This window comes from Treponema sp. UBA7567 (genome assembly GCF_002476655.1).
Classification (GTDB): domain Bacteria; phylum Spirochaetota; class Spirochaetia; order Treponematales; family Treponemataceae; genus Treponema_D.
The window spans coordinates 1-12,894 of sequence record NZ_DLLH01000018.1 but is presented as its reverse complement, the minus strand read 5'-3'; the positions used below and the strand labels follow the sequence as shown (position 1 = coordinate 12,894).

Annotated in this window: 15 protein-coding genes and 2 tRNA genes; 11 read left to right on the top strand and 6 right to left on the bottom strand. The window is 38.5% G+C overall.

Translation table 11 applies throughout. The features are described 5' to 3' along the window. Nucleotides 1-170: 170 nt before the first annotated feature. The 5 genes from B3Y13_RS01980 to coaD form a co-directional block, all read right to left on the bottom strand. Nucleotides 171-243, bottom strand: a tRNA-Gly gene (locus B3Y13_RS01980). Nucleotides 244-315: 72 nt separating this feature from the next. Beyond that, complete coding sequence (gene rnc / locus B3Y13_RS01975; RefSeq protein ID WP_296023687.1) at nucleotides 316-1,056, bottom strand: ribonuclease III; 741 nt, start codon at nucleotides 1,054-1,056, stop codon at nucleotides 316-318. A gap of 82 nt (nucleotides 1,057-1,138) precedes the next feature. Further along, nucleotides 1,139-1,381: an acyl carrier protein gene (gene acpP, locus B3Y13_RS01970; protein WP_296023683.1), complete on the bottom strand. Its 243-nt coding sequence runs from the start codon at nucleotides 1,379-1,381 to the stop codon at nucleotides 1,139-1,141. A 73-nt stretch (nucleotides 1,382-1,454) separates the two neighbouring features. After that, nucleotides 1,455-1,640, bottom strand: coding sequence for a 50S ribosomal protein L32 (gene rpmF, locus B3Y13_RS01965; protein WP_078930023.1), 186 nt, complete (start codon nucleotides 1,638-1,640; stop codon nucleotides 1,455-1,457). Between the two features lie 160 nt (nucleotides 1,641-1,800). Then, nucleotides 1,801-2,280 carry a pantetheine-phosphate adenylyltransferase gene (gene coaD, locus B3Y13_RS01960; protein ID WP_296668282.1) on the bottom strand — a complete coding sequence of 160 codons (480 nt, stop codon included), beginning with the start codon at nucleotides 2,278-2,280 and terminating at the stop codon, nucleotides 1,801-1,803. A gap of 55 nt (nucleotides 2,281-2,335) precedes the next feature. On the opposite strand from coaD, the gene B3Y13_RS01955 reads away from it, so the two are divergent. After that, entirely contained in the window at nucleotides 2,336-2,923 is a 588-nt protein-coding gene (locus B3Y13_RS01955; protein WP_296692397.1) for a hypothetical protein, read from the top strand. A 121-nt stretch (nucleotides 2,924-3,044) separates the two neighbouring features. Then, a complete protein-coding gene (locus B3Y13_RS01950; protein WP_296668284.1) occupies nucleotides 3,045-3,767 on the top strand; it encodes a HEAT repeat domain-containing protein in 723 nt (240 codons plus the stop codon). A gap of 72 nt (nucleotides 3,768-3,839) precedes the next feature. On the opposite strand, the gene B3Y13_RS01945 is transcribed toward B3Y13_RS01950, so the two are convergent. After that, nucleotides 3,840-3,913, bottom strand: a tRNA-Arg gene (locus tag B3Y13_RS01945). A 100-nt stretch (nucleotides 3,914-4,013) separates the two neighbouring features. Between B3Y13_RS01945 and B3Y13_RS01940 the strand changes: the two genes are divergently transcribed. From B3Y13_RS01940 to B3Y13_RS01900, 9 genes are all read left to right on the top strand, one after another. Then, on the top strand, nucleotides 4,014-4,604 hold the full coding sequence (locus tag B3Y13_RS01940) for a Maf family protein (protein ID WP_296668285.1): 591 nt from the start codon (nucleotides 4,014-4,016) through the stop codon (nucleotides 4,602-4,604). Between the two features lie 150 nt (nucleotides 4,605-4,754). Further along, nucleotides 4,755-5,618: a 30S ribosomal protein S2 gene (gene rpsB, locus B3Y13_RS01935; RefSeq protein WP_296023666.1), complete on the top strand. Its 864-nt coding sequence runs from the start codon at nucleotides 4,755-4,757 to the stop codon at nucleotides 5,616-5,618. 14 nt (nucleotides 5,619-5,632) lie between these two features. Then, entirely contained in the window at nucleotides 5,633-6,469 is an 837-nt protein-coding gene (gene tsf / locus B3Y13_RS01930; protein WP_296023662.1) for a translation elongation factor Ts, read from the top strand. Between the two features lie 115 nt (nucleotides 6,470-6,584). Continuing rightward, nucleotides 6,585-7,127, top strand: a complete 543-nt coding sequence (gene frr, locus B3Y13_RS01925) for a ribosome recycling factor (RefSeq protein ID WP_078930016.1) — start codon at nucleotides 6,585-6,587, stop codon at nucleotides 7,125-7,127. A 22-nt stretch (nucleotides 7,128-7,149) separates the two neighbouring features. Then, nucleotides 7,150-7,872, top strand: coding sequence for a polyprenyl diphosphate synthase (uppS, locus tag B3Y13_RS01920; protein WP_296668288.1), 723 nt, complete (start codon nucleotides 7,150-7,152; stop codon nucleotides 7,870-7,872). A 12-nt stretch (nucleotides 7,873-7,884) separates the two neighbouring features. Next, entirely contained in the window at nucleotides 7,885-8,736 is an 852-nt protein-coding gene (locus B3Y13_RS01915; RefSeq protein ID WP_296668289.1) for a phosphatidate cytidylyltransferase, read from the top strand. A gap of 45 nt (nucleotides 8,737-8,781) precedes the next feature. Next, nucleotides 8,782-9,891 (top strand): 1-deoxy-D-xylulose-5-phosphate reductoisomerase, encoded by a 1,110-nt coding sequence (dxr, locus tag B3Y13_RS01910; protein ID WP_296692394.1) that lies wholly within the window; start codon nucleotides 8,782-8,784, stop codon nucleotides 9,889-9,891. A gap of 3 nt (nucleotides 9,892-9,894) precedes the next feature. Then, a complete protein-coding gene (locus B3Y13_RS01905; protein ID WP_296692391.1) occupies nucleotides 9,895-11,019 on the top strand; it encodes a M50 family metallopeptidase in 1,125 nt (374 codons plus the stop codon). A 25-nt stretch (nucleotides 11,020-11,044) separates the two neighbouring features. Continuing rightward, nucleotides 11,045-12,894 (top strand): WD40 repeat domain-containing protein (locus B3Y13_RS01900; RefSeq protein ID WP_296692388.1); only part of this gene is annotated, 1,850 nt, incomplete at its 3' end.

Here is a 12,894-nt window from a genome sequence, read left to right as displayed (position 1 = left end):
CCGGCTGCTACAGGTTCGCTCGCGCTCATTGGCGTACAAGCCCGCCAACCAAAGCCTTTCGCATCCGGCGTAAGAAAAAACTTATGCAAAAAGCCTATTCAAAAATTTCCGCTTTTACCAAAAGACTAATTTAAAATAAAAAAACTCCTGAGCACTTCAGGAGTTTTTAGAGCGGTAGAAGGGAGTCGAACCCTCGTCATCAGCTTGGAAGGCTGAGATAATGAGCCGTTATATGACTACCGCACAATTTATGTATTTATAATACCAAGCATTGAATTTTGTGTCAATACTGTTTTTTAAAAATTTTGAAAATTTCTAATTTTTTTTAACTTTCTCCCACGCAAGTTTTGCCGCATTTTGCTCCGCAGCCTTTTTGCTTTTTCCGCTGCACGGACCAAACTCTTCGTCCTTTAAACTTACCTTTACCCAAAAAGTCCTGTCATGGTCCGGACCTGTTTTTTTTACAAGCTCATAAACCGGACATAGTTTCGATTTTTTCTGGTAAAATTCCTGTAAAAGAGTTTTGTAATCTTTTTCACCCTTGTTCTGCTGGACTTTTCGAATTTCAGGAACAATAAGATCAAGCACAAGTTCTTCAGCAGCTTCAAAACCGCTGTCAAGATAGTAAGCTCCGATTATCGCTTCAACACAATCTGCAAGAATAGCGTCCTTGTCGCGTCCTCCGCTCATCTCCTCGCCTTTTCCAAGAATAAGCATCTTGTTTATACCTATTTTTCTCGCAATCGGAGCAAGAGTTTTTTCAGAAACAACAACACTCTTTATTTTAGAAAGATCTCCTTCTGGATTTTCAAACATATCTTCATATAAAAAAGTTGCAGTTGCCATACCAAGCACAGAATCTCCAAGAAACTCAAGCCTTTCATTATTTATATGCTTGCTTGAAGCGTTTTCGTTAGAAAAAGAACGGTGATGAAAAGCCAGATTTAAAAGTTCCAGATTATTGAATTTTATATTAAGGCTTTTACAAAACTCAGAAAGAGCCTTTTTTCTTTCTTCTGAAATATTTGAATTACGAATCTTTCTTTTAATAAACACAACACCCCCCATAAAAAAAATAAACACAGGCTGCTAAGCAAACCTGTGTCCATTCGTTTTATAAAAAACTATAACTGAAAAATTATTTAGATTCTTTTTCAGCTTTGATGAAGTTGTATGCATCACGAACTGTTTCAAATTCGTTTGCTTTTTCATCAGGAATGCTAACGCCAAGCTCCTCTTCGATTGCATAAACCAATTCGTAAGTATCAAGGCTGTCTGCACCGAGATCACCACGGAAAGAAGAATCCAAAGTGATTTTGCTTTCATCGATTTCCAGTTTTTCAGCGATAAGCTTCTGGATTTTGCTGAACAATTCGTCCATTTTTAATCTCCTGTGATTAATTAAGTTAAATTTTCAGAAACTGAAAATTTTCCGTATTGTTAATTCATCCAGACTACTTAACTTCTGGTTTAATTACCTGACGTCCACGGTAGAAACCGCATTTTGGACATACATGATGCTGCAAAACAAGGTTGCCACAGTTCGCACATTCTACCATCTGTGGTGCAACAAGATGCATATTAACACCACGGCGTCTGCGTGTCCGTGCTTTCGAAGTTTTCGCTCTAGGTACTGCCATTTATATAACCTCACTATATGTTTTGTTACTTGTATAACAGACTTAATGTTATATCAGTTCCTGTCTGAATGTCAATTGGATTATACCTGTATTTTTCCATTTGTCAATATTTTTTATGACAATATTACATTTTTTGTCATTTTAACATTCAAATTCTCTGCTATTTCCGATATTTTTTTAAAACCGCCTCGCAAACCACAGGAGGAACCATTCCGCTTATATCTCCGCCAAACTGGGCAAGCTCTTTTATCGAACTAGATTTTACTATTACGTATCTTGTTTCCGTCGGCATAAAAAGAGTTTCAATTTCAGGATTTAAATTGTGGTTTACAAGGGAAAGGTCAAATTCGTACGAAAAATCATTTACATTTCTTATTCCACGAACAAGAACTTTTGCATCGATTTTTCTTGCATATTCAACAACAAGCCTGTCCCATTTATGAACTTCTACATTATGATAAGGCTCTGTCAAAGTTTTAAGCATCAACACACGCTCATCGGCAGTAAAAAGGCTATTTTTGCCAGGATTTTCAGAAACAAGGACATCGATTTTTTCAAAGAGCTTGCTTGCCCTTTCTATTACATTTAAATGTCCATAAGTCGGAGGATCAAAGCTCCCCGGAAAAACTGCAATATTCATGCTTTTCTTTTTATCACGTTTGACGCGAACAGACAAGTGATGTATATTCTTCTCTATGAGAGCAAAAAAACATTTATCCAAGATAGCGATTTTGGCGTTTTCTTTCGTACTAGCAGGTTGCGGCTCAACTCCAATAAAACAGCAGCCAGCAAAAGACGAAAACAAGCCTGTCATCGAAGAAAAAAAAGAAATTCCGCCTGAAAAAGACGAATATCACAAATCTGTCGGAAAACTTACTGTTTCAAAAGACACATTTGAATCAGATAAAGCAGAAATTCTCCGTACTATCGAGATTTTAAAAACGATTATGTCAGATTTTGACTATCAGTCCTGGCTTTTGTATGTGGACAACGAGTCAAAAGCTTATTGGTCAAAACCTGCAAATCTAAAAAAAGCCCAGGGCAAACTGCCTATAAAAGGACTTCAACTCAGAACTCTACAGGATTATTTCAAATACGTATTCGTACCTTCAAGAGCTGGACGAAACATCACAACTATACGCTACGAATCCGAAAATTACATAAAGGCCGTTCAGGTTACAAACCAAGCCTCCTCCGAAACTGAAGAAAAATACACAGTTTACTATTATTTCAATAAAATCGGTGGTCATTGGCAGTTGCACCTGCCGGAAATTGACGGATAGCAGGCACTGTCTTTTTTCAAAGAAAAAATAACTTTTATTGATTTTTGTAAATCATTCAACTATAATTTTAAACGTTTGTATAAAAAGTGCCGATTACTAGAATAAGTCCAAGGGGGATCTAATGAAATCTATAAAATATGCAGCAGCTGCAATTCTTACTGCCTTCGTTTTTACAGTCAGCGCACAGACAAGCGCAGACAACGAATCAAACGTTGAAAGCGAATACCTTAGCAGCATCGAAGACGTTGTAATCACAGAACTTGCAACATCAGAAGAAAGGGACAACAAGCTCGTAGCTCTTCAATATCTTGAAAACGCAGTAAACGAAGGACGCACAACTCCTGATATGATGAAAGCTCTTGACGGTCTTGCAGGGGAAGGAATTGCAAGCCAGTCACGGACAAACGGACGACTTATGAACAACTTTCCAGACATTCGCGCAAAAGCTTGCGATATTCTGGCAAATGTAAAAACAGAAGAATCAAAAAATGCGCTTGTAAAGGTTGCTCTTGCAGACAATGAACCTATGGTAATAACAGCTGCAATCCGTGCCCTTGGAGACATTGGAATCAACGACAACGATGAAGTTTCTGAAACAATCGCCTGGGCTCAGAAGAAAAACGCAGTTTTAAACCCGACTTCTTCATTGGCTCTTGAGGTTTTGATTGCCTATGAAAAAATAGCAGATTCAGTTCAGAACAAAGGTCCTATGATTCAGGCTGTAGGCCAGATTGCCACAAACTATCGCTACGTAACTCCAGTTCGTACCCGTGCCCATGAATTGCTAAAGACTTTACAGGGCGCTCCTTCGTCATCAGACAAGAAAAATAACAACGCAAAATAATCAAGAAAAAAGAGAGGCCATCAAAAAAAAATTGAAAAGCCTCTCTTTTTTTTATTCAGTTTACCATATTTTTGAGGAATACGTGATTTGAACACGCAACCTTCGGCTCCGGAGGCCGACGCTCTATCCAGTTGAGCTAATTCCTCAGTCTTTTTTTTAGAAATACAAGAACAAAAGATATTGATTTCATTCAAAATTGTCAACACAATAACCTGCACAGCCCATTTATAAACCTGGAGGTATCTTATGCAGCCTATAATTCTAGCATCTTCTTCACCAAGACGACAGGAAATTTTAAAACTTATGAACATTCCTTATCAGGTCATAATTCCAAACTGCAAGGAAGAATATCCTGATGATATTGAAATTGAACAGATTCCCGAATTTCTCGCAACAAGAAAAGTAGACGCAGTCATAAGGGCCGCTCCGACAGGAATTGAGTATCCATGGATTTTAGGAGCAGACACCGTAATTGTAAAAAATAAAAAAATCCTAGGAAAACCGGAAAATCAAGAACAAGCCTTTGAATACTTAAAAAGCCTTCAAGGTTCTACGCATAAAGTTATTACAGGAATTTCGCTTTTTAACAGCGAGCTGCACTACATGAGCAACCGCACATCAATCACAAAAGTAACTTTTTCAAGGATGACTGACGAAGAAATAAAATGGTATATAAGCACAGGCGAATGGCATGGAGCAGCCGGAGGTTACAGAATTCAAGGTCTTGCAAGCTGCTTTATCTCTAAAATCGATGGCACAAACAGCTGTGTTATGGGATTGCCTGTCTTTGAACTTTATGATATATTGAAAGAACAGAATTATTCAATTTTCGAATAATCTGCCGGGACTTGCGAACGGACCGTAGGTATTTATTCGCAGGCTCGTAAATCTTCCGGACGCATTATTATGCGCCTCGAGAAAAAGAGTTCGGTGGAAAAAAATTCATCAAAGCATGAATGCTTTTTTTTCCGGTGAAGGAGACACTTTATGGCAGTTGTAACCATGAAGAGTTTGCTTGAATCAGGTGTACATTTCGGTCACCAGGTTAAGCGTTGGGATCCACGCATGAAGAAATATATCTTCGCACAGCGCAATGGTATCCATATCATCGATTTGCAGAAAACAATCGGTGCTATCAAAGACAGCTATGAAGCTGTTCGCAAAGTTGTAACTTCAGGAAAGTCTGTTCTTTTCGTTGGTACAAAAAAACAGGCACAGCAGGCAGTTCAGAAAGAAGCTGAACGCTGCGGAATGTACTATGTAAACAACCGCTGGCTTGGTGGTATGCTTACAAACTTCTCTACAATCAAAAAGTCACTTCAGCGCCTCAAGAAAATCGAAAAGATGGAAATAGACGGCACATTTGACAATCTTACAAAAAAAGAAGTTGCAAATCTTCTCAAAGAAAAAGAAAAGCTTTCAAAAAACCTTGGTGGCATCAAAGAAATGAAAGAACTCCCAGGAATTCTTTTCATCATCGATACACACAAAGAACAGATTGCTGTTGCAGAAGCCCACCGCATGGGTATTCCTATCGTTGCAGTTGTTGACACAAACTGTAACCCAGAAGGAATCGACTACCCTATTCCAGGAAACGATGACGCAATCCGCGCAATTTCTCTCTTCACTTCTATCATTGCAAACGCAGTTGTAGAAGCAAACAACGAGGAAGGTCTTAAAATTATTGAAACTCTTAACGACGATGAAGAAATCGTTACAGACGCTTCAACAAAAAAAGACGATGAAGAAATCGCAGACTACAGCAACTACACTCCTACTGAGCCAAAAGAAGAAGATGTTGCTGACGACGACAGCGATGATGAAGATCTCGCTGAAAAATTTGACAAATAATCAGGGGAATACAAATGGCATCATTTACAGCTGCTGATGTAAAAGCTCTCCGCGAATCAACAGGAGCAGGTATGCTGGACTGCAAAAAAGCTCTCCAGGATGCAAATGGAAGTATCGCAGAAGCTGAAAAAATCTTAAAAGAAAAAGGTCTTGCCGCCATGGCAAAACGTTCTGACCGCGCAACTGGAGAAGGACGTATCGTCATCAAACAGGAAGGCAACAAAATTGCTATGGTTGAAGTTACTTGTGAAACTGACTTTGTAGCAAACAATGCTGATTTTGGCGCAACTGCTGACAAAGCTGCAGAAATCACTCTTGCAGCAGGAACAGATGAAATCACAGCTGAGCATAAAGCAATCATCGACACAATTGCTATTAAATTCCGCGAAAACATGGCTGTACGCCGTTCTGCTTTCGTTGAAGTTGGAGCAAATGCTGTTGCTGGAACTTATGTTCACTCAGACAAAAAAACAGGTGCGATTGTAGTTGTTGAAGGCTCAACATCTGACGAAGTAAAAGCATTCGCAAAAGACTGCTGCCTTCATCTTGCGGCATTTACACCTACTTACATCACAAAAGATGAAGTACCACAGAGTTACATCGACGAGCAGAAAGAAATTTTTGCCGCACAGATGAACGCTGATGAAAAAATGGCTTCAAAACCACAGAATGTAAAAGACGGCATCCTTAACGGAAAAATCAACAAGCTTCTTGCAGAAAGCTGTTTCGTTGACCAGCCTTTCGTAAAGGACGACAAAGTTACAGTTGCTAAAAAACTTGAAGAAGTTGGAAAGGCAGTTGGTGCAAAACTTTCATTTGGAAAGATTGTTCTTTTCGTTCTCGGTAAATAATTTTTACTGATTAAAAGCGGTTGGATTTTTCTAACCGCTTTTAGTTTTATCAACTAAAATATGGATTCGTGCCTGTTTGGCATGCCGCAACTGCGGTTTTATGGGAGAAATCACTATGGCATTTGACGCTAAAGCAAAAATGGAAAAAACGCTTGAAGGAATTAAAAACGAAATGAACACAATCCGCACGGGTCGTGCTTCTGCCGCTATGTTTGACAAAGTTCGTGTAGATTATTACGGACAGAAATCACCTCTCAATCAGGTTGCTCAGATTTCAATTCCAGAAGCCCGCACTGTTGTAATTTCTCCATTTGATAAAAGCCTTATTTCTGATATTGAAAAAGCAATTTTAGTTGCAGACCTTGGATTAAATCCTTCAAACGATGGAAAAGTAATCCGCATATCAATTCCTGCATTGACTGCCGACCGCAGAAAAGAACTGGTAAAGCAGGCAAAATCAATGGCAGAAAACTACAAAACGACAATCCGCAATGTTCGCCGCGATGGAAATGATGATTTGAAGAAACAGCAGAAAGCCGGAGAAATCACAGAAGATCAGCTCAAAAAAGAAACTGACGATCTTCAGAAGCTCACTGACAAATATATTGCTGAAATTCAGACAGTCTGCGATGCAAAGGAAAAGGAAATTCTTGCTTAATTTTTAGCAGCTCAAAATTCTGATGAATATTGAAGAAATTAAAGCCGGCGGACTTCCAGCTCATGTCGCAATAATCATGGATGGAAACGGCCGCTGGGCAAAACAAAGAGGTTTAGCACGCTCTCAAGGTCATAAGGAAGGCTTGAATTCTGCAAAAAGAATAGTAGCTCAAGCCGCATCTTTGGGAATAAAATATATAACTTTATATACTTTCTCAACAGAAAACTGGAAGAGGACGCAGGAAGAAGTCGGCTATCTTATGACTCTCATAAAAGGCCATCTTCGTGCAGAATTCCAGTTTTATAAAGACAATGGCATTAAAATTGAGCACATTGGCGATTTAAGCGGACTCCCAAAAGATGTTCAAAAAGAAATTCTAAATGCAAAAAAAGATACAGAACATTTTACAGGAACAACCTGTGTTCTAGCCATAAATTATGGCAGCCGCGATGAGATTGTCCGCGGAATAAAAAAACTTGTAGAAAATAACGTAAAACCAGAAGATATTACAGAAAAACTTATTTCAGATTCTCTGGATATAAAAGCTCTGCCAGATGTTGATCTAATGATTAGAACAGGTGGCGAAGAACGGCTCAGCAATTTTCTGCTTTGGCAATGTGCTTATGCAGAATTTCTTTTTACCGACACGCTTTGGCCCGATTACACAGAAAATGAATTTATAGAAGATATAATCAAATTTCAAAAACGTAATAGAAGATTTGGCGCAGTTCCAGATCAAAAGTAAACAGGGGAATTTATGAATCGTAAAGTCGTTTCGAGACTTGGAATTTTTTTTATAGGAGTACCTCTTATAATCATGCTGATTCTGTTGAATCAGATGAATCACCTTGCAATCCATATTGTTGTGACAGCGGTTTCGGTTGTTGCAGCCTGCGAATTTTATCATATTCTTGGCCATAATTTTAAATTACAGAACAAACTGCTTGTAATAATTCTTGCAGGAGTTATAAATCTTGCAATGCTTTTGCGCGCAGTTTTTGAATTTGACATTTCTTATGTTGATTTTGTATTTGTGCTCGCAATTTTAATAAGTCTTGCAGTCGAAGTTATTTTGAACAAGACTTTTGAAAATTCAAACAGCCATATAATTACATCGATTTCAATTATTACGTACGCCGGATATTTGCTGACTTTTTTAACACGCATGACATTTCTTAAACATTCACGCCCAGTTTTGATCATGTTTTTGACAATGGTATTCTTTTGCGACTCTTTGGCATGGTTTTTTGGCGTGCTTTTTGGCAAAAACAACAAGGGCTTTATAAAAGCAAGTCCAAATAAAAGCATTGCCGGCTTCTGCGGCGGAATTTTTGGTTCAATTTTGAGCGGAATTTTGAGCTGGTTCTTGTGGAAAAACATTTTTACAGGTTCTGCCGCAAAATTGGTTCTTTTAGGCGCTTTAATTTCAATCACTTCAATTCTTGGAGATTTGGTTGAATCTGTTCTAAAACGCTCTGCAGACTGCAAGGATTCAGGTTCAATAATTCCTGGCCGTGGCGGAATTCTCGATTCAATTGACAGCATCGTTTTTTCAGCTCCTGTATTCTATTTTACAATTACGCATATTTACCCTGCCCTTTTGCAATAAAAAGGACTTTTGTCTGCTTTTTCAGATAATTTTGAAGGAAGGAATATGAAAAAAATTCTCGTCTTAGGCTGCACAGGTTCAATCGGAACAAGCACTATCGATATTTTAAAAAATCATAAAGACCGTTTTGACTGCTGCGGTCTTACAGCAAACAAAAACAAAGAAAAGCTCGAAGAGATTGCAAATTTTTTTGAATGTTCATATTCGCTGACAAGCGAGGAAGGAACAGAAGGAATAAAAAAACTCATAGAAAAAACAAAACCTGATATTGTCGTAAACGGAATTGCAGGAAGCGCAGGGCTTGTTCCAAGTATTTTGGTTTTAGAAGCTGGAATTGACCTTGCTCTTGCCAACAAAGAATCTGTCGTCATGGCAGGTCCTGTTATTTTTGAAATGGCAAAAAAAAGCGGCAGCAGGATTCTTCCGGTAGACAGCGAACACTCGGCAATTTTTACCCTTCTTAACAATTGTGGCGGCTCTAAAAATGTAGGACAACTTATAATTACTGCAAGCGGAGGACCTTTTAGAACATGGCCATCTGAAAAAATTGCAAATGCAACTCTAAAAGACGCGCTAAAACATCCGACCTGGAACATGGGAACAAAAATTACAGTTGACTCTGCAACATTGGGAAACAAGGGGCTTGAAGTTATTGAAGCAAAACGGCTCTTTGGATTTGACACAAAGCAGATAGAAGTAGTTGTCCATCCGGAAAGCATAATTCACTCTCTTGTAAGAACAAACGATGGAATTGTTTATGCCCAGTTAAGCGAGCCGGACATGAAGCATCCGATTATTCAGGCGCTTGACTGGCCGGAAGTAAAGCATAATTTTATGAAACCTTTTGACCTTACAGACACTGCAACAAGTTCAAGAACCTTAACTTTCGAAAAACCAAGAATGGACGATTTTCCTCTTTTAAAGCTTGCATTTAAGGCGGCAGAAAAAGACAACAGTCATCCGATTGCTTTTAATGCGGCAAATGAAATAGCAGTCTGGGCATTTATTGACGGGAAAATCCGTTTTGAAAAAATTGCAAAGATTGTTGAAAAAGTTATGGAAAATGAAGATGAATGGAACAGTCCTGTCCGCGACACAAAGGATATTTTTGAAGCAGACAGCATGGCACGTTCAATTGCAAAAAAACTGGTATAAAAAATGCTGTTAAAAATAGTTTATGGTCTTATAATTCTTGGAGTTATTGTTTTTCTGCATGAAGGCGGTCATTTTTTGGCTGCAATCTTGTGCGGAGTTAAGGTCGAAGCGTTTTCGATCGGAATGGGTCCTGTACTTTTACACAAAAAAATTAAAAACATAGATTGGAGGATCTCGCTTTTGCCTCTCGGCGGATATTGCTCAATGAAAGGCGAAAATGATTTTTCGGACGAGAATTCTTCTTGTGATTTTGTTGAATATGACAAAGACTCGCTTTACGGAGTTTCGCCATTAAAACGTGCGGCAATCGCTTTTGCAGGTCCTCTGGCAAATCTTCTTCTGACTTTTTTTTCATTTTTTATTGTTGCCCTTGTAGGTTTTACATATTGGTCTGCTTCCAGCAAAATTACTCTGGCAAATGAAGTTTATCCGGAAATTGTTTCTCCGGCCGCCGAAGCAGGTCTTTGCAGCGGAGATGAAATAACTCAAATTAATTCTGAAAAAATAAACGATTTTTCTGAACTTTACGAGTTTGTTGCAACTCATCCCGATGAGGATTTAAAAGTCAAAGTCTTGAGAAACGGAATTCAAATGGATTTTTTGGTTCATTCACAACTTGACAGACAAACCGGCGCAGGAAAAATCGGCGTAATAAGCATACCTGAAACAAGCGCCAAGAGAGAAGCAAAACGCTATGGATTTTTTGGAGCGATTGTTCAAGGCGGAAAAGAAACATGGAAAATTTTCAGGGCATCTTTGACGGGAATTGCAAGTCTTTTTAAAGGCGTAAAAATTACGCAGGCAGTAAGCGGACCTGCCTCAATTACGACAATGCTTGGAGAAACAGTAAAAGAAAGTTTTTCCGCCGGTTTTAGGACAGGCCTTTCCTCCGTTTTGAATTTTGTCGCATTAATCAGCATTTCGCTTTTTATAATGAATCTTTTNNTGCCAATTCCAGTTTTGGACGGCGGATTGATTTTTTTCTCGCTCATAGAAGCAATTTTCCGTATCCGTATTTCACCAAAAGTTCGTTATCGTGTACAATATGTTGGACTTGCCTTTATTGCTTTTTTATTTGTAATTGCGGTTATAGGCGACTTCAATTATTTTATGAGAACTGCAAGATAAACCTAAGAAAATTTTGAGGATTTCGATGAAAAACAAAAGAATTTGCGTTTCAATTTTATTCACTTTTTTTGCCGGGGCATTAATTTTTGCGCAGAGCCATGTTTCGACCCAGGCGCATGACTCTACAGTTACAGGGCTTGCTGTCCTAGAAGCTTCCGAAAGTGAACAAAATACAGTCTTTAGCGTCGGACAAGACGGTTTTATAATTAAATGGACAGAAGATTCTTTGGGTGAACACTATCAGGTTACAGACCTTGCAATAAAAATGGTTGCAAGAAGTCCGAACGGAAACGATATTGCAATTTACGAAACGGACGGCGCCGCAACAAATATGGTAAGCGTATGGAATTTTAAAACCCTTACAAGAAAATGCGCATTTACATTCGGAACACCAATCACTTCTCTTTCTTATTCTGCGAAAGGAACTTACGTTTTGTGCGGAACTGCAAGCGCAAAAGGAACTTATTTTTTAAATACGCAGAACAACACAATCACTTCAAAAAAACTAAAGGAAAGCACAGGACCTGTGAGCATGGTTATAACTAGCAATTCTGAAAATTCGGCCGTCGCATATTCTCCGACAGGCTCTTTAAGCTATTACAATATACGCAACGGCGAAAAAAAGGCGAAATTTTCTACAGAACCAGGTTTAAGCCAGGCTTGCATGTTCAACAACAATGTTTTTCTTGCAGGATATAAAGACGGAAGCATCTATGTAATTCAGGCAGTAACAGGAAAAACACTTGAAAAATTTTCAATTGCGGGAAAAGAGCCGGTTATTTTCAGTTCAAACAGTTATGAAAATCTTTATTACATTGTAAATGAAAAAAGACAATTTAAAATGTACCTTATAAAAAACGACAGAAATAAAGATGTAATTGCCCCACAGCTTATCCGGACATTTACCGGTTTAAAAAACGATGAATCTATCGTCTGCGCAGATATTACAGCTTCTGGAACAATATTTGCCGGAACAAACCAGGGAAATCTGTATAAATTCGACAACTCGATTGCCGAACGCGTCGATGTTCTTCAGTCTATGAGCGACAACATGTATAATCATATATACGATGTAGCCTCTGCCGGAGAAAATTTTTATTTTCTGACGCCTTCATCAATCGTTCTTTCTTCTTACGACAACGGCGCTGTAGACTTAAAGGGAACCAATCCCGGACATACGAATATAATCTCTTACAACGAAGCTGGCGTAATTCTTTGGACAAAAGATTCCAGAAAAACAGTACAGTTTTTTGACTTTACAACTGGAACGGCTTCTGCAATCTTTACTCCGGAAAATAATCTAAAATCTTTAAAGCTCTACGGAAATTATCTTTTATCAATAGAAGGAAGCTCTACTGTAAACCGCTATTCGATAGAATCAAAGACAAAGGAAAACCTTTACAATGGAGCAGGAATTCAAGACGCGCTCCTTTATAACGAAACAGACCTTTATGTAGCAAAGACTTCTGCAACAACTCCGGCAGTTCCGCTTTTATACGTAAATACAAAAACTAAAGAAACTGTTCCACTTAATTTGAAAGGAAACGTAGCATACGCGCTTTCTTTCGACCCTTCTGTTGCAAAACCGGAAATCTACGGAATTATAATCGGAACTGACTCGCAGAACAGACCTCTTACATCTGTTTTTTCTTATAATCCGGAAACAAAATATTCAAAGCACTTGCTTGAAGAACATTCAGAAGATCCGAATGCAATCTGTTACCTGTCTTATCCTGTTTTATACACGAACATGGGCAAATCAAGAATTCGCTCCTATAACCTAATGGCAAAGCGAAATTTTGAATACAAACGATCTGCCTCCCTGCCTGTAAAAATTGCAAAAAACAGAACTAGGCTTGTTGTTTTGAACAAAGA

What these genes read in the sequence shown, in the direction of transcription:
- frr (WP_078930016.1), top strand. Translation starts at nt 6,585, where the DNA reads ATGGCATTTGACGCTAAAGCAAAAATGGAAAAAACGCTTGAAGGAATT.
- rpsB (WP_296023666.1), top strand. Translation starts at nt 4,755, where the DNA reads ATGGCAGTTGTAACCATGAAGAGTTTGCTTGAATCAGGTGTACATTTC.
- dxr (WP_296692394.1), top strand. Translation starts at nt 8,782, where the DNA reads ATGAAAAAAATTCTCGTCTTAGGCTGCACAGGTTCAATCGGAACAAGC.
- coaD (WP_296668282.1), bottom strand. Translation starts at nt 2,280, where the DNA reads ATGAATATTGCAGTTTTTCCGGGGAGCTTTGATCCTCCGACTTATGGA.
- B3Y13_RS01955 (WP_296692397.1), top strand. Translation starts at nt 2,336, where the DNA reads ATGAGAGCAAAAAAACATTTATCCAAGATAGCGATTTTGGCGTTTTCT.
- B3Y13_RS01940 (WP_296668285.1), top strand. Translation starts at nt 4,014, where the DNA reads ATGCAGCCTATAATTCTAGCATCTTCTTCACCAAGACGACAGGAAATT.
- rpmF (WP_078930023.1), bottom strand. Translation starts at nt 1,640, where the DNA reads ATGGCAGTACCTAGAGCGAAAACTTCGAAAGCACGGACACGCAGACGC.
- B3Y13_RS01915 (WP_296668289.1), top strand. Translation starts at nt 7,885, where the DNA reads ATGAATCGTAAAGTCGTTTCGAGACTTGGAATTTTTTTTATAGGAGTA.
- uppS (WP_296668288.1), top strand. Translation starts at nt 7,150, where the DNA reads ATGAATATTGAAGAAATTAAAGCCGGCGGACTTCCAGCTCATGTCGCA.
- tsf (WP_296023662.1), top strand. Translation starts at nt 5,633, where the DNA reads ATGGCATCATTTACAGCTGCTGATGTAAAAGCTCTCCGCGAATCAACA.
- B3Y13_RS01950 (WP_296668284.1), top strand. Translation starts at nt 3,045, where the DNA reads ATGAAATCTATAAAATATGCAGCAGCTGCAATTCTTACTGCCTTCGTT.
- acpP (WP_296023683.1), bottom strand. Translation starts at nt 1,381, where the DNA reads ATGGACGAATTGTTCAGCAAAATCCAGAAGCTTATCGCTGAAAAACTG.